22 protein-coding genes are annotated in these 19,698 nt (G+C 65.6%); 13 read left to right on the forward strand and 9 right to left on the reverse strand.

The window, feature by feature from the left end; all coding sequences use genetic code 11:
• The first annotated feature begins 8 nt into the window (after positions 1-8).
• The 3 genes from WH367_RS04485 (at position 9) to WH367_RS04495 (ending at position 2,397) form a co-directional block, all read left to right on the forward strand.
• Positions 9-407, forward strand: coding sequence for a group II truncated hemoglobin (locus WH367_RS04485; RefSeq protein ID WP_312989054.1), 399 nt, complete (start codon positions 9-11; stop codon positions 405-407).
• Positions 408-621: 214 nt separating this feature from the next.
• On the forward strand, positions 622-1,215 hold the full coding sequence (locus WH367_RS04490; RefSeq protein WP_021026405.1) for a LemA family protein: 594 nt from the start codon (positions 622-624) through the stop codon (positions 1,213-1,215).
• Between the two features lie 66 nt (positions 1,216-1,281).
• The gene (locus tag WH367_RS04495; protein ID WP_339534454.1) at positions 1,282-2,397 is read left to right on the forward strand and encodes a M48 family metalloprotease; all 1,116 of its coding nucleotides are present in this window, start codon (positions 1,282-1,284) and stop codon (positions 2,395-2,397) included.
• Positions 2,398-2,407: 10 nt separating this feature from the next.
• Here the strand turns inward: WH367_RS04495 and WH367_RS04500 are convergent, their stop codons facing one another.
• Positions 2,408-3,226: a Smr/MutS family protein gene (locus WH367_RS04500; RefSeq protein ID WP_339534456.1), complete on the reverse strand. Its 819-nt coding sequence runs from the start codon at positions 3,224-3,226 to the stop codon at positions 2,408-2,410.
• Positions 3,223-3,930, reverse strand: a complete 708-nt coding sequence (radC, locus tag WH367_RS04505; RefSeq protein ID WP_339534458.1) for a RadC family protein — start codon at positions 3,928-3,930, stop codon at positions 3,223-3,225. Before radC ends, WH367_RS04500 begins: the two co-directional genes overlap by 4 nt.
• A 263-nt stretch (positions 3,931-4,193) precedes the next feature.
• Between radC and WH367_RS04510 the strand changes: the two genes are divergently transcribed.
• The 3 genes from WH367_RS04510 to serS all read left to right on the forward strand — a co-directional run bounded on the left by WH367_RS04510 (position 4,194) and on the right by serS (position 7,099).
• Positions 4,194-4,679, forward strand: coding sequence for an FKBP-type peptidyl-prolyl cis-trans isomerase (locus WH367_RS04510; RefSeq protein WP_339534460.1), 486 nt, complete (start codon positions 4,194-4,196; stop codon positions 4,677-4,679).
• A 2-nt stretch (positions 4,680-4,681) separates the two neighbouring features.
• The gene (gene ispH / locus WH367_RS04515; RefSeq protein ID WP_339534462.1) at positions 4,682-5,665 is read left to right on the forward strand and encodes a 4-hydroxy-3-methylbut-2-enyl diphosphate reductase; all 984 of its coding nucleotides are present in this window, start codon (positions 4,682-4,684) and stop codon (positions 5,663-5,665) included.
• Positions 5,666-5,782: 117 nt separating this feature from the next.
• Positions 5,783-7,099 carry a serine--tRNA ligase gene (serS, locus tag WH367_RS04520; protein ID WP_116924743.1) on the forward strand — a complete coding sequence of 439 codons (1,317 nt, stop codon included), beginning with the start codon at positions 5,783-5,785 and terminating at the stop codon, positions 7,097-7,099.
• 66 nt (positions 7,100-7,165) lie between these two features.
• Here the strand turns inward: serS and WH367_RS04525 are convergent, their stop codons facing one another.
• Entirely contained in the window at positions 7,166-7,915 is a 750-nt protein-coding gene (locus WH367_RS04525) for a type 1 glutamine amidotransferase (protein ID WP_339534464.1), read from the reverse strand.
• A 263-nt stretch (positions 7,916-8,178) separates the two neighbouring features.
• Here WH367_RS04525 and yghU point away from each other — a divergent pair, with 263 nt between their 5' ends.
• Positions 8,179-9,015 (forward strand): glutathione-dependent disulfide-bond oxidoreductase, encoded by an 837-nt coding sequence (gene yghU, locus WH367_RS04530; RefSeq protein ID WP_339534466.1) that lies wholly within the window; start codon positions 8,179-8,181, stop codon positions 9,013-9,015.
• A 25-nt stretch (positions 9,016-9,040) separates the two neighbouring features.
• Here yghU and WH367_RS04535 read toward each other — a convergent pair whose 3' ends face one another.
• The 3 genes from WH367_RS04535 to WH367_RS04545 form a co-directional block, all read right to left on the reverse strand.
• Positions 9,041-9,526 (reverse strand): hypothetical protein, encoded by a 486-nt coding sequence (locus WH367_RS04535; protein ID WP_339534468.1) that lies wholly within the window; start codon positions 9,524-9,526, stop codon positions 9,041-9,043.
• A 102-nt stretch (positions 9,527-9,628) separates the two neighbouring features.
• Positions 9,629-10,543, reverse strand: coding sequence for an NAD(P)-dependent oxidoreductase (locus WH367_RS04540; RefSeq protein WP_339534469.1), 915 nt, complete (start codon positions 10,541-10,543; stop codon positions 9,629-9,631).
• A gap of 70 nt (positions 10,544-10,613) precedes the next feature.
• A complete protein-coding gene (locus WH367_RS04545) occupies positions 10,614-11,507 on the reverse strand; it encodes a LysR family transcriptional regulator (RefSeq protein ID WP_339534471.1) in 894 nt (297 codons plus the stop codon).
• A 72-nt stretch (positions 11,508-11,579) separates the two neighbouring features.
• Here WH367_RS04545 and WH367_RS04550 point away from each other — a divergent pair, with 72 nt between their 5' ends.
• The gene (locus WH367_RS04550; RefSeq protein ID WP_339534473.1) at positions 11,580-11,747 is read left to right on the forward strand and encodes a hypothetical protein; all 168 of its coding nucleotides are present in this window, start codon (positions 11,580-11,582) and stop codon (positions 11,745-11,747) included.
• Here WH367_RS04550 and WH367_RS04555 read toward each other — a convergent pair.
• The 3 genes from WH367_RS04555 to WH367_RS04565 form a co-directional block, all read right to left on the reverse strand.
• The gene (locus WH367_RS04555; RefSeq protein WP_339534475.1) at positions 11,744-13,390 is read right to left on the reverse strand and encodes an ABC-F family ATP-binding cassette domain-containing protein; all 1,647 of its coding nucleotides are present in this window, start codon (positions 13,388-13,390) and stop codon (positions 11,744-11,746) included. The two genes, WH367_RS04550 and WH367_RS04555, sit on opposite strands and share 4 nt — an antisense overlap.
• Before the next feature lie 225 nt (positions 13,391-13,615).
• Positions 13,616-14,224 (reverse strand): M17 family peptidase N-terminal domain-containing protein, encoded by a 609-nt coding sequence (locus tag WH367_RS04560; RefSeq protein ID WP_339534477.1) that lies wholly within the window; start codon positions 14,222-14,224, stop codon positions 13,616-13,618.
• 76 nt (positions 14,225-14,300) lie between these two features.
• On the reverse strand, positions 14,301-15,290 hold the full coding sequence (locus WH367_RS04565; RefSeq protein ID WP_339534479.1) for a LysR family transcriptional regulator: 990 nt from the start codon (positions 15,288-15,290) through the stop codon (positions 14,301-14,303).
• Positions 15,291-15,371: 81 nt separating this feature from the next.
• On the opposite strand from WH367_RS04565, the gene WH367_RS04570 reads away from it, so the two are divergent.
• The 5 genes from WH367_RS04570 (at position 15,372) to lepA (ending at position 19,693) form a co-directional block, all read left to right on the forward strand.
• Positions 15,372-16,007: a DsbA family protein gene (locus WH367_RS04570; protein WP_339534481.1), complete on the forward strand. Its 636-nt coding sequence runs from the start codon at positions 15,372-15,374 to the stop codon at positions 16,005-16,007.
• A 19-nt stretch (positions 16,008-16,026) separates the two neighbouring features.
• Complete coding sequence (locus tag WH367_RS04575; protein WP_339534482.1) at positions 16,027-16,422, forward strand: nuclear transport factor 2 family protein; 396 nt, start codon at positions 16,027-16,029, stop codon at positions 16,420-16,422.
• A complete protein-coding gene (locus tag WH367_RS04580; protein ID WP_339534484.1) occupies positions 16,419-16,712 on the forward strand; it encodes a hypothetical protein in 294 nt (97 codons plus the stop codon). Before WH367_RS04575 ends, WH367_RS04580 begins: the two co-directional genes overlap by 4 nt.
• A 59-nt stretch (positions 16,713-16,771) precedes the next feature.
• Positions 16,772-17,728: an MBL fold metallo-hydrolase gene (locus WH367_RS04585; protein WP_339534486.1), complete on the forward strand. Its 957-nt coding sequence runs from the start codon at positions 16,772-16,774 to the stop codon at positions 17,726-17,728.
• Positions 17,729-17,884: 156 nt separating this feature from the next.
• On the forward strand, positions 17,885-19,693 hold the full coding sequence (gene lepA / locus WH367_RS04590) for a translation elongation factor 4 (RefSeq protein ID WP_021026425.1): 1,809 nt from the start codon (positions 17,885-17,887) through the stop codon (positions 19,691-19,693).
• Positions 19,694-19,698 lie beyond the last annotated feature (5 nt).

Here is a 19,698-nt window from a genome sequence, read left to right on the forward strand (position 1 = left end):
AGCCCTCTATGCACATCGAAGAAAAGCCCCCGTTTGACACCCCTTTTGAATGGATCGGCGGCGAGGACCAGGTGCGGGCGCTGGTGGACCGCTTCTATGACCTGATGGACCTGGAGCCCGGCTACAAGGAATTGCGGGACGCCCATGGCAGCAGCTTGCAGGATGCGCGCGACAAGCTGTTCTGGTTTCTCTGCGGCTGGCTGGGCGGCCCCGACCATTACCAGCAGCGCTTTGGCCACCCGCGCCTGCGCATGCGCCATATGCCGTTTTCGATCGGCATTCTGGAGCGCGACCAGTGGCTGGCCTGCATGGACCAGGCGATGGGCGATGTCGGCGTCGATGAGAAACTGCGCAGCCGCCTGGGCCAGAGCTTTTTCCAGACCGCGGACTGGATGCGCAACCGCTGACCCCAGCCCGAGCCGCTGCTGGGTTGCGCAGGCATTCTGTGCAGCGCCCCGTCTGCCGCGGGAGGCTTGCCGCCCATTACCTGATTTCTTGACTTCTGTCATGCACCGGGTTCGCAAAATGCAACGTCCACGCTGGTTTGCATTCCCTATTGGGGCGCCGCAGCGCTTTGGCCCATAATCAAGCCACTAAAAACGAAGAGGGTGGATGAGGGTTATGAATACCAATTTGATGGTGGTTTCGGCGCTGGTGGCCGCCTTGCTGGTCTGGGGCGTGCTGGTCTACAACCGCTTGATGGCCTTGCGCAACCGCACCAGCAATGCCTTGGCGCAAATCGATGTGCAGCTCAAGCGCCGCTACGACCTGGTGCCCAACCTGGTGGCGGTGGCCAAGAAATACCTGGAGCACGAGTCCCAGACCCTGGAAGCGGTGATCCGCGCGCGTGGCCAGGCCCAGGCAGCGGCCAGTGCGCTGCGCGCAGCCCCCAGCAAACCAGAGGTGGCCGATGCCATGGTGGCCGCCGAGAGCGCGCTGGGCGGCGCCCTGGGCCGCCTGATGGTGCTGACCGAAAGCTACCCGGACCTCAAGGCCGACGACACGATGCGCTCGCTCAGCGAAGAGCTGGGCAGCACCGAAAACCGCATTGGCTATGCGCGCCAGGCCTATAACGACCAGGTGCTGGCGTTCAACAACGCTTCGCGCGCCTTCCCGGCGATTGTGGTGGCCTCGATGCTGGGTTTTCATGCGATGCCGATGCTGCAATCGACGCAAAATGCCCAGGAGCGCGAAGCCGTTCGCGTGCAGTTCTAAGCCGATGAAGGCCGCGGCCCAAGACCACGGCGGCGCGCTGCGCTGTGAGGCCGCAGCGGCGCAGACATGAACTTCTGGGATTTCCAAGCCAGCGCAAGGCGCCGCACCTGGGGACTGGTGGCCGCTTTTGCGCTGCTGGTGCTGGGCATTGCGCTGGGCGTGCACCTGGTGCTGGCGCTGGTGTTCTGGACGCCCGCGCTGGTGGCGGTGGCCTTCAGCCAACTGCGGCTGGAGCAGGTCGCCGTGCATTACCCGGCCGGTTTTCTGGCCACCAATATCGGCATCGTCAGCCTGATGGTGCTGGGCGGCGCCTGGATCAAGCGCAGCAATCTGCGCCAGGGCGGCCTGTACCTGGCCAGGCAGCTGGGCGCGCGCGAGCTGCGCCCATCGGTATCGCATGCCGAGCAGCAGTACCAGAGCATTGTCGAGGAGCTGTGCATTGCCGCCGGCGCCCAGCGGCCCCAGGCCATGGTGCTGCCGCGTGACCGCTCGCTCAATGCCTTTGCCGCCGCCTGGGAGGCCGAGGATGCGGTGATCGTGGTGTCCATGGGCGCGCTGGAATACCTCAGCCGCGACGAACTCAAGGGCGTGGTAGCGCATGAGCTGTCCCATCTGCACGAGGGCGATACGCGGCTCAACATGGAGCTGGCCGGCTATGTGTTCGGGCTGGAGATGCTGTTCAACTACGGGCGCGACTGGGTCGAGCGCGGTGTGTCGCTGTTTGGCTGGCCGCTGATGGCCGTGGGCTGGCTGGGCTGGTTGGCGGCGCAGGTGCTCAAGGCAGCCGTATCGCGCCAGCGCGAATACCTAGCCGATGCCCGCGCCGTGCAGTGGACCCGCAACCCCGATGGCCTGGGCCGCGTGCTGCGCAAGGCGCTGTGGCAGCAGGACTACCCCTTGCAGGCCGATGCCCTGCAGCCCCGTGGCGGCGCAGCCGGGGCCTATTCACCGCTGATGGAGCACATGCTGCTGCTGGAGGTGCACAGCATCGAAGAGATGCATGACTTCTGGCACCTGGGCGGCGCGCGCTGGCTGGCCAGCCACCCCAGCCTGGAAGAGCGCATCGCCCGCATCTATGGCGACGACGAAGCGCGCGAGGCGCTGCCGCTGCAGGACCCGGACCAGCGCTGGGTAAATCCTTTCAGCGCCCCCTTGCCGCAGGGCAAGCCCGGGGCTTCTTAAAAGCTAGCTGTCAACGCTTGGGCTTGGCGCTGCGGTACTGCGCCGCCCAGGATGCGACCTGCTGGGCCACCGGGTCGGGTGCGGGCACGGCTGCTGCCTGCTGGGCCAGTGCCTGCATCTGCAGCAGCGCATCGGCCACATTGACGGCGCTGGCCGTCATCGATGCGGCACGCAGCAGCACCACCAGGGCGCCGGCGCCGCCATCGGCCGGGCGCGCCTGCACAAAAGCCAGCACCTCGTTTTTCTGCACCAGCCAGCTGTGCACCCGGCCTTTGAGCACCGGCATGCGCCCGGGTGAGCCCAGGCCCTTGCCATGCACCACGCGCACGCAGCGCAGCCCCTGGCGCTGTGATTGGCGGATAAAGCTGCCCAGCGCCTGGCGCGCCTCGTCGGTGCGCAGGCCATGCAGGTCGATCTGGCGCTGGATGGTCCAGTGCCCGGCGCGCAGCTTGTGGACCACATCGCGGCCAATGCCCTTGCGCCGAAAGCTCAGCTGGTCGTCGGTGTCGAGCAAGGTGCTGGCGTCGAACTCGTCACTCATCGCTTCGAGCAGCACGCGCTGCTCGTCGGCCCAGTGCTGCAGCGGCAGCGGATCGGGCGGAGACGTTTCGGCGCTGATCTGGCCGCTGCTGGGCAGCGGGCGCACGGCGCCCACGGTCTGGCGAAACAGCTGGCGGTCGCGCTCGCTCTGGCGCAGCGCTTGCTGGCGGGCGGCTTCTTGCAGCTGGCGCTGGGCTGCCTGCTCGGCCTGCAAGGCCGTCAGCGCCTTGCGCAGCTGCTTGAGCTCCCGCAGGGATGCCACGCGGCCGGTTTTGTCCTGCTTACTCACATCTCACCTTCCTCGGCCATCGACAGTGCTGCTCCGGGCCCAACAATAATATGGTCCAGCACACGCACATCGACCAGGGACAAGGCGGCCTGCAAGCTCTGCGTGAGTTGCTGGTCCGCCTGGCTGGGCGTGACCTGGCCGCTGGGGTGATTGTGCGCCAAGATCACCGCTGCAGCGTGGTGGTGCAGCGCCCGCACGACCACTTCGCGCGGATAGACGCTGGCCTGGCCCAGGGTGCCGCGAAACAATTCCTCCAGTGCGATCAGCTGGTGCTGGCTGTCGAGAAACAGCACGGCAAACACCTCATGCTGCTTGTGCGCCAGGTGCAGCTGCACATAGGCTTTGACGGTGGAGGCACTGCCAAGCAGGCTGCGCTGCTGCAATTGCTGGGCCATCGCGCGGCGGGCCAGCTCCAACACCGCGATCAGCTCGGCGCGCTTGGCCGGGCCCAGGCCCTTGACCTGCGCGAGCTCGGCGCTGCTGGCCTGCAGCAGGCCGTTGATGCCGCCAAAGCTGCCAACATTGCCAAGGGCATCGGGCTGGCGCGGGGCCAGCAGCTCGGCGGCCCATTGCAGCACGCTTTTGCCGGCCATGCCGGTGCGCAGCACAATGGCCAGCAGCTCGGCATCGGTCAGGGCGCCCGCGCCCTTGGCGAGCAGTTTCTCGCGCGGCTGGCAGTCGCTGGGGAGGTCTTTGAGGGGCATGCAGTCCTTTCAGTCCGGCTGGCCGGTCACAGGGTGGGCGCCAGTCGGGCGGGGCAGGGGCGGTGCATGCCATGCGCAGGCAGGGGCAAGGCAGCAAAGATGGGTGTTCATCGGCACTCCTGGAGGTTCGCTGTCGGCCGGTGGCCTTGTGTCCGGGCAAAAATCCCCGTGGGGTCGGGTTCTGCCGGGCATCTTTTGATATAGGTTGCATGCAGGGGTTTCACCCTACAACCTACAATACACCCCAGTTTATAGGGATTTGCATGACTACTCCGATGGCCCCCGTGACGCCGCTGCCTGTTGATGCGCCAGTGGTACAACCCGGATCGTTTCTGACCTTGCACTACCGCCTGGCTGGCCCGGCGGGCGATGTGATCAACACCTTTGAAGGCAAGCCCGCGACCCTGTCGCTGGGCATGGGTGAGCTCTCGCCTGCGGTCGAGAACCTGCTGCTGGGTCTGCCCGAGGGCGCGCATGCCACCTTCCACGTGCCCGCTGGCGAAGCCTTTGGCGAGCGCAACCCCGAGATGGTGCAGTGGGTGGCGCGCCGCCTGCTCAACGAGCTGGGCGATCCGATGGAGCAGTACACGCTGGGCGATGTGGTGCAGTTCCCCACCCCTGATGGCGCCAGCACCTACGCCGGTGTGGCGATGCAGGTACGCGACGACGGCGCCGTGCAATTCGACTTCAACCACCCGCTGGCCAGCCAGCCGGTGACCTTTGAAGTCCAGCTGATCGGGGTGCTCTGAGCATGCTGCGGCCCCAGGAAATCGTATTGGCCGAGCCGCGTGGCTTTTGCGCCGGTGTGGACCGGGCGATCGAGATCGTCGAGCGGGCGATCGAGAAGTTTGGTGCGCCCATCTATGTGCGCCACGAGATCGTGCACAACACCTATGTGGTCAACGACCTCAAGGCCAAGGGCGCAATCTTCATTGAAGAGCTCGATGACGTGCCGCCAGGCGCCACCTTGATCTTCTCGGCCCATGGCGTGAGCAAGGCCGTGCAGCTGGAGGCCGAGCGCCGAGGCTTTAGCATTTTCGATGCCACCTGCCCGCTGGTGACCAAGGTCCATGTGGAAGTGGCCAAGCTGGCCAAAGAGGGCTATGAGTTCATCATGATCGGCCACAAGGGACACCCCGAGGTCGAGGGCACGATGGGCCAGCTGTCCGAAGGCATCCACCTGGTCGAAGAGGTGGGCGATGTGGCCCATGTGACCCCCAGTCAGACCGAAAAACTGGCGGTGGTGACCCAGACCACGTTGAGCGTGGACGATGCCGCCGAGATCACCGCTGCCGTCAAGCTGCGCTTTCCGCAGATCCGCGAGCCCAAACAGCAGGACATTTGCTACGCGACGCAGAACCGCCAGGATGCCGTCAAGGTGATGAGCAGCCAGGTGGACCTGGTGATCGTTGTGGGCAGCCCCACCAGCTCCAACAGCAACCGCCTGCGCGAGCTGGCCGTCAAGCTGGGCACGCCGGGCTATATGGTGGACAACGCTGACGAGCTCCAGCCCGAATGGTTTGACGGCATCGCCCGCGTGGGTCTGACGGCAGGCGCTTCGGCCCCCGAGGTGCTGGTCAAGCAGGTGATCGAGCGCATCAAGGTGCTGGGCGCGACCTCGGTGCGCAAGATGGATGGCATCGAGGAAACGGTGAAATTCCCGCTGCCCAAGGGCCTGAAAATCGATGTCGGCGGGCTGGAGATTTCTGCACGATCTCCGGAGACGGGTCGCTGAACGAGGCCTTGTGGCCTGGCGGCTCGTCCACTCCCCCTTGATCGCGGTGGGCAGCGCCCACCTCCACCCCCTTTCATTGGGCAGGCCTAGGCGCTGCCCCACCCCAAGAGGTAATTCATGCTTGATATTTTGTTGCTTCGCAAAGACCTGGACTCGGTCATCGCCCGTTTGCAGACCCGCAAGAGCCCCCAGGCGTTTTTGAATGTCGAGGCCTTCAAGGCGCTGGAGGCAGAGCGCAAGACCATCCAGACCCGCACCGAAGAGCTGCAGGCCAAGCGCAACCAGCTGTCCAAGCAAATTGGCATGCTGATGGGCAAGGGCGAAAAGGACGCGGCCGAAGCGGCCAAGGCCGATGTGGCCGCGATGAAGACCGAGCTGGAGCAGTCGGCCACGCGCCTCGATGAACTGCAGGCCGAGCTGCAGGCCATGCTGGTGGCCGTGCCCAACCTGCCGCACGAAAGCGTGCCGGTGGGCGAGGACGAGTCGGCCAATGTCGAAGTGCGCCGCTGGGGCACGCCCCGCAGCTTTGATTTCGAGATCAAGGACCATGTCGATGTGGGCATGCCGCTGGGCCTGGACTTTGAAGCCGGCGTCAAGCTGACGGGCTCGCGCTTTACGGTGATGAAGGGCCCGATCGCCCGCCTGCACCGCGCGCTGGCGCAGTTCATGATTGACCTGCAGACCGAGCAGCACGGCTACACCGAGTGCTATGTGCCCTACATCGTCAACAGCGACTCGCTCAAGGGCACAGGCCAGCTGCCCAAGTTCGAGCAGGACCTGTTTGCCGCCAACAAGGGCGGCCAGGATGCCGAGCCGGTGCCCGATACCGCCGCGCTCTACCTGATCCCGACCTCGGAAGTGCCGCTGACCAACCTGGTGCGCGACGAAGTGCTGAGCGAAGACCAGCTGCCGATCAAGCTGACGGCGCACAGCCCCTGCTTCCGCTCGGAAGCGGGCTCGGCCGGCCGCGATACGCGCGGTCTGATCCGCCAGCACCAGTTCGACAAGGTCGAGATGGTGCAGGTGGTGCATCCGGACAAGAGCTACGAGGCGCTCGAAGAGATGACGCGCCACGCCGAAGACGTGCTGCAGCGCCTGGGCCTGCCGTACCGCGTGCTGGCGCTGTCCACCGGTGACATGGGCTTTGGCGCTGCCAAGACCTATGACCTGGAAGTCTGGCTGCCCGCGCAGAACACCTACCGCGAAATCAGCTCGGTGAGCAACTGCGAAGCCTTCCAGGCCCGCCGCATGCAGGCCCGCTTCAAGAACGCGCAAGGCAAGAACGAGCTGGTCCACACCTTGAACGGCTCGGGCCTGGCCGTGGGCCGCACCCTGGTGGCCGTGCTGGAGAACTACCAGAACGCCGATGGCTCGGTGACCGTGCCCGAAGCGCTGCAGCCCTACCTGGGCGGCGTGGCCGTGCTGAAGGTCTAAGTTTTTTAGGCTCTCCCTTGTCCAAAGCCGGTGCAGCGATGCACCGGCTTTTTTGTTGGCATCGGCTTAGGCCAGCGCCAGGCGTGCCTCTCCCCACACCGGCATATAAAACAGGCGCGGGCGCGGCAACTGTGCCATCCAGGCGCTGTAGCTGCGCGCGGCAATCTGGTGCAACTGGCGGATGTGCTGGGGCAATTGCGCCAGGATCTGTGCCTGGCTTTGCACGGCGGGGCCAGCTGCGCTGCGCAGCTCGGGCGCGCCTTCATCGCACCAGTCGCGCACGCTCTGGGCGGTGACTTCCAGATGGCCTTGGAAGGCCCAGTGCCGCCCATGCACAAAGCCCTTGTTCAGGCAGTGGCGGCCGTACATGCTGCGGGTGGCGCCTGGTGGAATCTCAAAACTGTCGTAGTGCCAGTTGAAGAGGGTGGCCTCGGCGGGCAAGTCCATCTGCTCTTGGGCTTGGGGCGTGACCCAGACGCGGCTCCAGCCGATGTTGGCGCAGGGGTTGCGCCAGACGCGCGCGCCCATCGCACGGGCCAGCATCTGCGCGCCAAAGCAATGGCCGAGCACGGGCACGTCCGCCGCCAGGGCGCTTTGCAGCAGGCAGCGCTCCTGCTCGATCCAGCGCAGCTGCTCATTGGCGCAATGGTTGCTGCCGAGCACGACGATGCCTCGGTAGTCACGCGCGCGCATGGCTGCGATGCCCTCGTTGCAGGGCCTGATCAATGCACAGGGGATGCCCTGCTGCTGCAAATGTGCAAGCAGCACGCCTGGGCCCTGCGAGGTTTCATGCTGGAGGATGGCGACAGGTTTCATGGAGGCTGGCTTGCAGGTCAAGCCTTGGGTGATGAGGCCTCCACTGTAGAAAGCCCGGCATTGAGCGCATATCTAGACTGCGCGGGCTGGCATCAAGATGGCGTCAAGGGGTGGCAACCTGCGTTGTGGTCTTTTCCGGCGCTGCTGCAGCGCGCCGGGCTCCTCTCTATGATCGGCAGCAGGTGGCCTTGCCGCACTTGCGCCCGCACCCCGCCGGGCCGCAGCGGTGGGCCCCAGCCCTACACAGAAAGCTGAGGTAAAGCATGTCGGATCAAGCCTACCAACCGCCCAAGGTCTGGACCTGGGACAAAGGCAATGGGGGCGCTTTTGCCCATATCAACCGCCCCGAAGCGGGCGCCACGCATGACAAGCTGCTGCCGGTGGGCGAGCACCCCTTGCAGCTGTATTCGCTGGGCACGCCCAATGGCGTCAAGGTGACGATCATGCTCGAAGAGCTGCTGGAGCTGGGCATTGCCGAGGCCGAGTACGACGCCTGGCTGATCAATATCGGCGAAGGCGACCAATTTGGCAGCGGCTTTGTCGAGGTCAACCCCAACTCCAAGATTCCCGCGCTGCTCGACCGCAGTGGCAGCACGCCTGTGCGCGTGTTCGAGTCGGGCTCCATCTTGCTGCACCTGGCCGAGAAGTTTGGCCAGTTCCTGCCCAAGGAGGGCGCAGCCCGCACCGAGGTGCTGAACTGGCTGTTCTGGCAGGTGGGCAGTGCGGCCTTTCTGGGCGGCGGCTTTGGCCATTTTTATGCCTATGCGCCAGAGAAGATGGCCTACCCGATCAACCGCTATGCGATGGAGGTCAAGCGCCAGCTCGATGTGCTCAACCGCCAGCTCGCCGAGCAGCGCTTTATTGCTGGGCAGGATTACAGCATTGCCGACATGGCCGCCTGGCCCTGGTATAGCGCGCTGCTGAACAACGAGGTCTACAACGCGGCCGAGTTCCTGGATGTCGCGTCCTACCAGCATGTGCGCCGCTGGACCGATGAGATCGCGCAGCGCCCTGCGGTGCAACGCGGCCAGCGGGTCAACAAGGTACGCGGTAGTTCGCCGATGCCCGAGCGGCACAGCGCAGCGGACTTTCTGCGCTGATTCAGAAGCTGGCGTGCTGGGCCGATCAGGCGCGCCAGAAATACCAGCCCGCCAGCACCAGGACCAGCGCCACCACGAATACGGCCGTCCAGGCGCCCGAGCTTTGCACCCGGCCCGGTTCATGGCCGGGGGCCATCCAGGCGGCGGTACCCGCAGGCGCGGACGCTGGGTGGCTGGGGGTGTTGGGCTGGCGGTTCTCTACCAGCCATTGCTGCGGGTCACCCGATTCAATCCGGTCCTTGGCGTCCTTCAAGCCGATGCCGGTCGCATCCCGGAGCAGCTTGATGGCGACGATCTTGTCGCCCCGGGCCAAGGCTGCTTCGATGGCCGCGCGCAGCGCGGCACCCTCGCGGGGCGGCTCATGGCCGTCGCCGCCATCCAGCTGTGATTCCAGCGCATGCTTGGCTTCTGCCAGGCCCATGCCGGTTTCTTCGCGCAGGCGCTTGATGGCGGCAATCTTGTCGTTATTGCGCCAAAGCGACGCGATATGGGCGGGGATGGGAGCGGACATGGGCAAAGGGCTGCGGATGGTGAAGCAGCAGCCTTTGTACCCCGTTTGCGCGGCTGTGCTTATAGGACGGAGGCTGACATTACCGCCTCCTGGATCAGCGCCTTAGCCCGGTGTCCATCCCTTGGGCACGCGCGGCTTGTCAATGCCCGCCAGGCCGCAGAGCACATCGGCCATGCCTGAAAAATCCAGACCGCCATGCTGGCTGGCGCGGGCCAGGCTGTAGGACTCGTGCACGGCCGCAGCCACCGGCATGGGCACCTTGCTGGCATGGGCGGCAGCGACGACCAGCGACATGTCCTTGTGGGCCAGGTCGATCGTGAATCCCGGCGTGGTGTCACCCTGCAGCACCTTGTTGGCAAAGTTCATGCGCAGCTGGCCATTGGTGGCCGAGGTGCCCAGCAGCACCTGCAAGGTCTTGGTGATATCGAGGCCAAAGCGCTGCGACAGCGCCAGCGCCTCGGCATTCACCTGGGTCAGGGTGACAGCCAGGTAGTTGTTGACCAGCTTGGTGCGCCCGCCCGTGCCCACCGGGCCGCAGTGGTGCGTGGTGGTGCCCATGGCGTCGAGCAAGGGCTGCACGCGGGCCAGATCGGCATCGCTCGCGCCCACCATGAAGAGCGACTCGCCCCGGTCGGCATGCTCGGCCAGGCGGCCCACGGGCGCATCCACCATCGTCAGGCCCTTGGCAGCGGCCTGCTGGGCCAGCCGGTCGGTGGCCAGCGGGTCGATGGTGCTCATGTCCATCAGAATGCTGCCGGGCTGGGCATGGGCAAAGATGCCGCCCTCGCCCAGCGCCGTCTGCTCCACCTCGACTGACGAGGGCAGCATGGTGACGATGATGCTGCAGTCGCGGGCAAGCGCGGGCACATCGGCGCTTTGCGCACCCATGGCCACCAGGTCCTTGACTGCCGTCGGGTTCAGGTCATGGACGACCAGGCTGAACCCTTTTTTGACGAGGTTGGCGGCCATGGGCTTGCCCATGCGGCCCAGGCCGATAAAACCGATCTTGTCTGCCATGCATGTCTCCTTGTTGGTATGCAGCCATGATGGCAGGCGTGGGGTGCTGGCCCCTGTCAACCACAGGACATCAACGGGGCAGCGCAAAGGCGGCCAGCACCTCCAGCACTGCAGCGGCTGCCGGGTTGTGGCTGCCATCGCGGCGGTGGGCCACGGCCATGGGGCGCATCAGCCGGGGCCAGAGCTGGCGCACCTGCACGCCAGGCAGGTGCAGCTGGTCTTCCACCTCTTCGAGCGGCAGGATGACGGCACTTTGGCTGGCCGCTGCCAGGCTTTTGAGGGCGCCGGGGTAGCTGAGCGTGAGAAATGGCCGGGGATGGTGGCCTGCCTGACCGAACCAGCCGGCAATCAGCCCATGCATTTGCGTGGCCGGCGCGAACGAGGCCCAGCGCTTGTCCGCCAACCAGTCCGGCGTCACCCGCTTGGGCGCCTTCCAGGCGGCGGGCAGCAGCACCACCATCGGGTCATTGCGCCAGGGCGTGAGCACAATCTCGGCGCTGCTGGGCTGGGGGCTGGCCACAATCGCCACATCCAGCGAGCCCGCGCGCAGGCGCTGCATCGCATCGGCCGAGCCCACCGCTTCGAGCTTGACCTCGACGCCCGGGCTGCGCTGGCTGAGTTGCTCGAGCATCATCGGCAAGAGGCGTGTGCTGACCCCTGCCGACACCCCCACCTTGACCAGACCTTCGCGGCCACTGGCGCGGCGCTGCACCAGGTCGATCAGCTCATCGCTGGCATCGAGCAGTTGGCGGCCGTGGGCCACCAGCACTTCGCCCGCTGCCGTGAGCACCGCCTGGCGCCGGCCGCGCAGCAGCAGGGCCGTGTCCATGCGCGCCTCCAGCTCCTTGATATGCAGGCTGATCGCCGGTGGCGACAGGTGCAGCGCTTGCGCCGCCGCGGCAAAGGTGCCCAGATCGGCAATGGCGACCAAGGTTTGCACCTGGTCGAGGTTCAGGTTTCGCATCAGTTTTTCTGAAGTGAATGCATAGGAAATTCAACTTTACAGAAGTCTGGCCGGCGCCGAGCATCGGTGTCCATGCAAAACCCTCGACCACTCCCTGACTCCTTGCCCCATCCGTCACCACCGGTGGCCAAGCTGCCGCTCGGCTGGCTGGCCCAGCGCTGGCATGGCTGGCTGGACCTGTGCCAGCGCGCCGAGCGCCACATCAGCGAGAACTTCCGGGTGCCACCAGGTGGTGGCTAAATGGGCGCATCGCTTCTCCATGGCGCCATCTGCCAGCGGCCGCCATCGAGCGCCAGCCGGTGCGTCAAGGCCAGCGCATCAAGCAGCGCCTCATCGTGCGAGACAACAACCAGGCAGCCCGGGTAGCTGCGCAGCATGTCCTCCAGCGCTTGCAGCGCGGCCAGGTCCAGGTGGTTGTCGGGCTCGTCCAGCAGCAAGAGCTGCGCGGGCGCATCGCGGTACAGCGCGCAGGCCATGGCGGCCTTGAGCCGTTCGCCACCACTCAGCTGGCCGCTGGGCTGCAGAATGCAGCGCGCATCGAGCCCCAGCTGCGCCAGGCGCATGCGCAGCACGCCTTCCGGTGTCTGGCAGTTGCTTTGCTGCAGCTGGGCCAGCAGGCTGCGCGCCGGGTCGAGCCCGCTTTGCTGCTGGTCCAGCATGGCCCAGGGCACATGCACTTGCCGCTGTCCAGCGCTGGGCGCCAGTTGGCCGGCCAGGATCTGCAGCAGGCTGCTTTTGCCGCTGCCATTGGGCCCTGTGATGGCCAGGCGCTGGCCCGCGCGCAGCTGCAGGTTCAGTGGCTGCGCGCCAGGCAGGCGTGGTGACTGCAGCGCCTGCAGCTCGGCAACGATGGCATCGCTGTTGCGGCCCCGGCCAAAGGCCTCGGCCGGCAGCTGCCAGTGGAGGGGGCCGGCCTGCCAGGCTATGGCCTGGGCCGCTTCGCTGACGCGGGCATGCAAAGCCTCACGGGCAGCGGCATGCTGGGTCAGCAGTTTGCCCGACGTGGCCTCTGCGCGCTGCTTGGCGCCGCCCAGCAAGATCTTGGCCTGGTTGGCTTGCTTGCCCTCTTTTGCGCCTCTGGCCTGCCTGCGCTCCTGCCGCTCTTGCTGTGCGCGCAGCGCTTGCTCGCTGCGTTTGCGCTCCTGCTTGCTGCGGGCCAGTGCATCCGCCGCCAGTTGCGTGCGCTGCTGCTGGGCCTGCTGGTAGCCGCCAAAGGAGCCGCTGTACAGCTGCAGCCCCTGGCTGCTCAGCTCGGCGATCGTCTCCATCTGCGCAAGCAGGCGCCGGTCATGGCTGATCAGCAGCAGGCCGCCGGGCCAGTGCTGCAGGCGCTGCGCCAGTGCGGCGCGGCCAGCGGCATCGAGGTGGTTGCTGGGCTCGTCCAGAATCAGAAAATCGGGCTGGGCCCGTTGCGCGCCCAAGAGCGCCACGCGCATCGCCTGGCCGCCGCTCAATGCGCTGGCCGGGGTCTCTGCAGGCAGCGCGGGCAAGCCGCTGTCTTGCAGCAGCGTCTGGAACTGCTGGCGCAGATCCCAGCGCTCGGCCAGCAGGGCAAAGTCCTGCGGGTCGCTGCTGCCTTGCTCGATGCGCTGCAAGGCCGCCAGCGCAGGCGCCAGGCCGGCCAGCGCGGCAATGCTTTGGGCAGGGTGCTGCACCAGCAGGTTCTGCGCCAGGTAGTGGATGCGGCCAGCGCGGCTGATACGGCCGCGCGTCGGCTCGAGCTCGCCTGCCAGCAGCCGTGCGAGCACCGTTTTGCCCACGCCATTGCGGCCGACCAGCGCGGTGTGCTGGCGGTCAAAGCGGGCGTGGAGATCGGAGAAAAGTGGCCGGCCTTGCGGCAGCGAATAGGAGACGCCATGCAGCGCCAAATGTGTGTCTGTCATACCTGTGCGATGTCATTGATGCCGAACATCCCCGCGCCATGGCTGGTGAGCCTGCAGCCTGGGCACCCCTTAGACGGGGAAGCCGCTGCGATCAAGGGGCGGGACGTGGGGCCGTCAGCAAGACGGCAGCATCAATGGCGCATGGGTAGAAGACCTCGCACAGGTAAAGAAGCGGCCCATTGTAGGCCGCATGCCGCAGCGGTCAAGGCTGCGGCCGGCAGACCCTCAGCCCATCATGGATGCAAACGCTTGCTGGTACTGCTGCAGCTTGTGCGGGTAGTGGGCTGCACCGGTGTCAAACACCCAGTGCCCGATCGCAGGCGCGGGCGCCAGCCCCAGGCGGTGCAGCTGGTGCAGGGCATCGAGCTGGGTCTTGAAGCCATGCAGCATGGGGCCGTTGACGTCTTCATCGGAGTGGATGCCGGTGTCCAGAATGCTGGGCGCGATCGCGACGCTGCGCGCGCCGCGCAGCTGGCCAACGCGCAGTGCGCAGGCCACGGCGGCCGCGCTGGTCGCCGGGCTCCAGTCCTCGGGGTGGCCCATGCCGATGACCAAGATGGCAGCGGCTTGCGCGGCGCCCGCAGGCGGGGTGATGAGCAGCGTCTCGAGTGGCTGGGCGCGGAAGGCGCCATCACGCCGGGCCTGGGCCAGCTGGCCGCCCAGGGCGGCATCGAGGTTGGCCAGGCCACCGGCCAAGGGCTGGTGGTCCACTTCATGCGTAAACATGCAGGCGCAGGAGAGATCGACCTGCGCGCCGGTGGCGTCCACGGTGACCAGTTCCAGGCGCACACCACGGTACTGTCCGATGTCGCCACGTTCTACTGCTGCTGCCATGTTGGGGTCTCCTGTCAAGCGGGGTTGCACTGCGGCCCGGTGCCGCAGGCGTGATCGCTCGATCGTACCCATCTCCTCAATGGGGTGCAGCGGACGGCCCATTTTTCGGAGTATGGGGGCCTTCGTCATGGGCCTCTTGCTGCGCGAGCTGCTCCTGCAGCAGCTCGACAAAGGCGCGCACCTTGACCGGGCGAAAGCGCGCGGCCGGAAACACCGCATGGATGCCACCCGAGGGCAGCTTCCAGTCGGGCAGCACCTGCAGCAGCCGGCCGCTGTGCAGGTCGTCGGCGACGGCATAGTCGGGCAGCACCGACAGACCTGCGCCGTGGCGCACGGCCTCGCGCACGGCCATCGTGGCGTTGAGCGACAGCACCGAGGGCATATTGACATTCTGGCGCTCCAGCGGATTGCGCGAAAAGCTCCAGTGCAGCGGTTCGCGCAGCGCGGTGTTGGCGACAAAGGGCAGGGCGCTCAACTGCTGGGGCTCCAGCATGCCGGACAGCTGGCTGCGCCAGGCGGGTGCGGCCACCAGCAGCTGGCGAAAGCTGCCAATCTGGCGCGCCTGCAGATGCAGCTCAGTGAGCCAGCCCACGCGGATGGCCAGCTCCACCTGGCCGTCCATCAAATCCAGCGACTGGTCGCTGAGCGAGGCGTCGACCTTGCACTGCGGGTAGCGGCGGCAGAACGCGGTAATTGCCGGCACGATGGCGGCGATGCCGTAGTCGAGCGGAGCGGTCAGCCGCAAGGTGCCCGAGGGTGCCTCGGCGCTCTGGGCTAGCTCGTCAAACGCGTCTGCCGCTTCCTTGAGGATCAGTGCGCAGCGCTGGTAGAAGGCCTGGCCCGCATCGGTGGGGGCCACCTTGCGCGTGCTGCGCGTCAGCAGACTGGTGCGGAAGTCGGCCTCCAGCCGCGCCACCTGCTGGCTGACCACGGCCTTGGTGATGCCCAGGCGCTCGGCGGCGGCGGTAAAGCTGCCGGTCTCGACCACCGCACTGAAATAGGCCAGGCGCTTGAGGTTGGAGAAGTGGCCAAGGCTGGCCTCGTCGACATTGTTTGCTTTTTGCATACGGATTATCTATTTGATATCTATTTATTTGTCAATTCAAACCGCCTACTATGGCGGCATTGCCTTTGATATGGAATAGATATGAAACGTCTGTACTACATTTTTGACCCCCTGTGCGGCTGGTGCTATGGCGCGAGCCCGTTGCTGGAAAGCCTGGTGCAGCAAGCTGGCGAGCAGCTGCAGCTGCTGCCCAGCGGCCTTTTCTCGGGCGAGGGGGCCCGCCCCATGGATGAGGCTTTTGCGGCCTATGCCTGGAGCAATGACCAGCGTATCGAGCGCCTGACCGGCCAGCCCTTTAGCCAGCGCTACCGCAGCGAGGTGCTGGACAAGCCCCAGCAGATGTTTGACAGCGGCCCGGCCACCGTGGCGCTGACCGCCGTGCACCTGACCGCGCCACAGCGCGAGGCCGAAGCGCTCAAGGCGATACAGCATGCGCGCTATGTCGATGGGCTGGACAACACGGCCATCCCGGTGTTGCTGGAGTTGCTGCGCGGCCTGGGCCTGAACGACGCTGCTGCCCGGTTGGCGCAGCCCGATGCCGCTTTGCTGGAGGCCAACAATGCCCGCATGGCCCAGGCGCGGCAGCTGATGCGCGAGCTGGGCGCCCAAGGCGTGCCCAGCTTTGTGCTGGAGCGCGATGGCCAGCGCCAGCTGCTCAACGCAAGCACCGCTTTTTCCAAGCCCGAAGCCTTTGTGGCGCAGTGGCTGGCCGCCTGAATCTGTACGGAGACTCTGTATGACCACCAGCAACCTGGACGCCATTGCCGCCACCTATGAAGGCAGCCCCGAGGACAACGCCCGCCATTTGATGGCCGCGCTGGCGCCCGAGGTGCTGTGGATCGAGGCAGCAGGCTCGCCCTATGCGGGCCAGTATGTGGGCGCCGCGCAGATCGTGGAGGGTGTCTTTGCAAGGATTGGCAGCGACTGGGCGGTGTTCGGCGTTCAGGTGCATACCTACCTGGCCGATGGTGACCGGGTGGCCGCCTTTGGCCGCTACAGCGGCACCCACCGCGCCAGTGGCAAAGCGATGGAGGCGAGCTTTTCGCACCTCTACCAGCTGCGCGATGGCCAGATCATCCGCATGGAGCAGGTGGTGGACAGCGCCGCCATGCTGCAAGCGATGCAGCCATGACGGCCATGCACAGCGCCTACGAACTGCGCCAGCTGCAAGTGCTGGCGGCCCAGCTGCAAGCGGGCCACTGGCATGCCGCCCACGATGGCGTGCAGCGCATCCCCGGCCTCATGGCCGCTTGGTTGCACGCCATCGTGCACTTGCAGGAAGGCGATCTGGAAGACGCCGAGAACTGGTACGAGCGGGCCGGCAAACGCTTTCGCCAGCGCGAGAGTCTGGCCCTGGAGCTGGAAAAGCTGCAGGCGGCGATTGCGCAAGCTATTGCAGAGCGCATCGCTGCCGATGTCTGAATCCCTGGGGTGCAACCTCGCCTGTGCCCCCTTTCCTTGAACCTCTTTTGAAAGCAAACATGACCATGAAACAACGCTACTACACGCTGTCGGCCTGCGCACTGGCTGCTGCCCTGTTGGCCGGCTGTGAGCGCAGCAGCACGGCATCGGCGCCTGCTGCGCCAGCTGCCAGTGCGCCGGCAGCCCCCGCGCCGGCCGACACCCAGCAAGCTGCCCTGCGCACCGAGGTCTTCAACCCGGGCGAGCAGGCGATCTTTGCCGTGTCCTCGGTGCTGGTGCAGGGCAAGAGCGAGGTGCTGCTGATCGATGCGCAGTTCTCAGCCGAGCAGGCGCGCAAGCTGGCCGACAAGATCAAGGCCACCGGCAAGCGCCTGACGACTATCTATATCAGCCATGGTGACCCGGACTTCTACTTTGGTCTGGACACCCTGCAGGCCGCGTTCCCCGAAGCCAAGATGGTGGCCACACCGCAGACCATTGCCCATATCGAGGCCACCAAGGACGCCAAGCTCAAGGTCTGGGGGCCGCAGCTGGGCGAGAACGCACCCAAGCAGCTGGTGGTGCCCCAGCCGCTGCAAGGCGACAGCCTGCAGGTCGATGGCCAGGCCTTGCAGCTGATCGGCCTTGATGGCCCGACACCCGACCGTACCGTGGTCTGGATTCCGTCGATCAAGACGGTGGCCGGTGGCATACCGGTGCTGGCTGGTGAGCATGTCTGGATGGCCGATACCCAGACACCGCAGTCGCACAGCGACTGGCTGGCGATGCTGGCGCGCATCAAGGCATTGAACCCGGAGGTCGTGATCCCCGGCCACTTTGCAGGCGCGATGCCCGCTGGCACGGCGGCTGTGGACTTTACCGCCGACTACATCCGCGCCTTTGACGAGGAAACAGCCAAGGCCAAGGACGGCGCGGCGCTGGAAGCGGCGATGAAGCAGCGCTTCCCCAACCTGGGCGGCCTCGAAGGCCTGGCGCTGAGCGCCAAGGTCGCCAAGGGCGAGATGCAGTGGCACTGATGAAGGCTTGACAGGCCTTATCGAGCGGCACCCCGGCGGGATCGAGCCATCCCCGCCGGGGTGCATTGCTTTTTGCCTACAATGCGTGTTTTGGCTGGAATCTCCAGCCCCTTTGGCGTGCGCGCCAGATTCCAGGCCTTTTTCCGTTGTTTGTTAATGCAGCACATTCGTAATTTTTCCATCATTGCCCATATTGACCATGGCAAGTCGACCTTGGCGGACCGCCTGATCCAGTATTGCGGAGGCCTGGCCGAGCGCGACATGGAGGCACAGGTGCTGGACTCGATGGACATCGAGAAAGAGCGTGGCATCACGATCAAGGCGCAGACGGCGGCCTTGCAGTACAAGGCCAAGGACGGCAAGGTCTACAACCTCAACCTGATCGACACCCCCGGCCACGTGGACTTCTCCTATGAAGTCTCGCGCTCGCTGTCGGCCTGCGAAGGCGCGCTGCTGGTGGTCGATGCCTCCCAAGGCGTCGAAGCCCAGACGGTGGCCAACTGCTACACCGCGCTGGACCTGGGCGTGGAAGTGTTCGCCGTGCTCAACAAGATGGATCTGCCCAATGCCGACCCGGACAATGCCAAGGCCGAGATCGAGGATGTGATCGGCATTGATGCGAGCGATGCGATTCCCTGCTCGGCCAAGACCGGCATGGGCATTGAAGAAATTCTGGAAGCCGTGGTGGCCAAGGTGCCGCCACCCAAGGGCGAGCCCGAGGCGCCCCTGCGCGCGATGATCGTGGACAGCTGGTTTGACCCCTATGTGGGCGTCGTGATGCTGGTGCGCGTGGTTGATGGCCAGCTCAAGAAGAACGAGCGCTTCAAGATGATGGCTACCGGCGCGGCCTACGAAGCCAACAGCCTGGGCGTGTTCACGCCCGCCAACGAGTCGCGCGATGTGCTCAGGGCCGGCGAGGTGGGCTACATCATTGCCGGCATCAAGGAGTTGAAGGCCGCCAAGGTGGGCGACACCATCACCCTGGAAAAGAAGCTGCCCAACAACCTCGGCCCGGCCAGCGCGCCGCTGCCGGGCTTCAAGGAGGTCAAATCCCAGGTGTTTGCCGGCCTGTACCCGACCGAAGCCTCCGAATACGACCAGCTGCGCGATGCGCTGGAAAAACTCCAGCTCAATGACGCGGCGCTGCACTACGAGCCCGAAGTCTCGCAGGCGCTGGGCTTTGGCTTTCGCTGCGGCTTCCTGGGCCTGCTGCACATGGAAATCGTGCAGGAGCGCCTGGAGCGCGAGTTCGACCAGGACCTGATCACCACCGCGCCCAGCGTGGTCTACCAGGTGCTCAAGGCCGATGGCGAACTCGTCGATGTGGAAAATCCCTCGAAGATGCCCGATGCCGGCCGTCTCGAAGAGGTGCGCGAACCGATCGTGACCGTGCACCTCTATATGCCCCAGGACTATGTCGGCCCGGTGATGACCCTGGCCAACCAGAAGCGCGGTGTGCAGATGGACATGGCCTACCACGGCCGCCAGGTGATGCTGACCTATGAGATGCCGCTGGGCGAGATCGTGCTGGACTTCTTTGACAAGCTCAAATCGGTCTCGCGTGGCTACGCCTCGATGGACTACGAGTTCAAGGAATACCGGGCCTCCGACGTGGTCAAGGTCGACATTCTGCTCAACGGCGAGAAGGTGGACGCGCTGTCCATCATCGTGCACCGCTCGCAGTCGGTCTACCGTGGCCGTGCGGTGGTGGCCAAGATGCGCGAAATCATCAGCCGCCAGATGTTCGATGTGGCGATCCAGGCGGCGATTGGTGCCAACATCATCGCCCGCGAAACGGTCAAGGCCATGCGCAAGAACGTGCTGGCCAAGTGCTATGGTGGCGACATCACGCGTAAGCGCAAGCTGCTCGAAAAGCAGAAGGCCGGCAAGAAGCGCATGAAGCAGATCGGCTCGGTGGAAGTGCCCCAAGAGGCGTTCCTGGCGATTTTGCAAGTGGACGATTAAGAAGA

This window comes from Comamonas sp. MYb21 (assembly GCF_037479395.1).
GTDB lineage: Bacteria > Pseudomonadota > Gammaproteobacteria > Burkholderiales > Burkholderiaceae_C > Comamonas.

Coding starts and splice junctions, on each gene's coding strand:
- WH367_RS04565 (WP_339534479.1), bottom strand. CDS start 15,290: ATGCAAAAAGCAAACAATGTCGACGAGGCCAGCCTTGGCCACTTCTCC.
- WH367_RS04495 (WP_339534454.1), top strand. CDS start 1,282: ATGAACTTCTGGGATTTCCAAGCCAGCGCAAGGCGCCGCACCTGGGGA.
- WH367_RS04580 (WP_339534484.1), top strand. CDS start 16,419: ATGACGGCCATGCACAGCGCCTACGAACTGCGCCAGCTGCAAGTGCTG.
- WH367_RS04575 (WP_339534482.1), top strand. CDS start 16,027: ATGACCACCAGCAACCTGGACGCCATTGCCGCCACCTATGAAGGCAGC.
- WH367_RS04485 (WP_312989054.1), top strand. CDS start 9: ATGCACATCGAAGAAAAGCCCCCGTTTGACACCCCTTTTGAATGGATC.
- WH367_RS04545 (WP_339534471.1), bottom strand. CDS start 11,507: ATGCGAAACCTGAACCTCGACCAGGTGCAAACCTTGGTCGCCATTGCC.
- WH367_RS04550 (WP_339534473.1), top strand. CDS start 11,580: ATGCAAAACCCTCGACCACTCCCTGACTCCTTGCCCCATCCGTCACCA.
- WH367_RS04585 (WP_339534486.1), top strand. CDS start 16,772: ATGACCATGAAACAACGCTACTACACGCTGTCGGCCTGCGCACTGGCT.
- WH367_RS04535 (WP_339534468.1), bottom strand. CDS start 9,526: ATGTCCGCTCCCATCCCCGCCCATATCGCGTCGCTTTGGCGCAATAAC.
- WH367_RS04525 (WP_339534464.1), bottom strand. CDS start 7,915: ATGAAACCTGTCGCCATCCTCCAGCATGAAACCTCGCAGGGCCCAGGC.
- WH367_RS04570 (WP_339534481.1), top strand. CDS start 15,372: ATGAAACGTCTGTACTACATTTTTGACCCCCTGTGCGGCTGGTGCTAT.
- WH367_RS04490 (WP_021026405.1), top strand. CDS start 622: ATGAATACCAATTTGATGGTGGTTTCGGCGCTGGTGGCCGCCTTGCTG.
- WH367_RS04510 (WP_339534460.1), top strand. CDS start 4,194: ATGACTACTCCGATGGCCCCCGTGACGCCGCTGCCTGTTGATGCGCCA.
- lepA (WP_021026425.1), top strand. CDS start 17,885: ATGCAGCACATTCGTAATTTTTCCATCATTGCCCATATTGACCATGGC.
- serS (WP_116924743.1), top strand. CDS start 5,783: ATGCTTGATATTTTGTTGCTTCGCAAAGACCTGGACTCGGTCATCGCC.
- WH367_RS04540 (WP_339534469.1), bottom strand. CDS start 10,543: ATGGCAGACAAGATCGGTTTTATCGGCCTGGGCCGCATGGGCAAGCCC.
- radC (WP_339534458.1), bottom strand. CDS start 3,930: ATGCCCCTCAAAGACCTCCCCAGCGACTGCCAGCCGCGCGAGAAACTG.
- WH367_RS04555 (WP_339534475.1), bottom strand. CDS start 13,390: ATGACAGACACACATTTGGCGCTGCATGGCGTCTCCTATTCGCTGCCG.
- yghU (WP_339534466.1), top strand. CDS start 8,179: ATGTCGGATCAAGCCTACCAACCGCCCAAGGTCTGGACCTGGGACAAA.
- WH367_RS04560 (WP_339534477.1), bottom strand. CDS start 14,224: ATGGCAGCAGCAGTAGAACGTGGCGACATCGGACAGTACCGTGGTGTG.
- ispH (WP_339534462.1), top strand. CDS start 4,682: ATGCTGCGGCCCCAGGAAATCGTATTGGCCGAGCCGCGTGGCTTTTGC.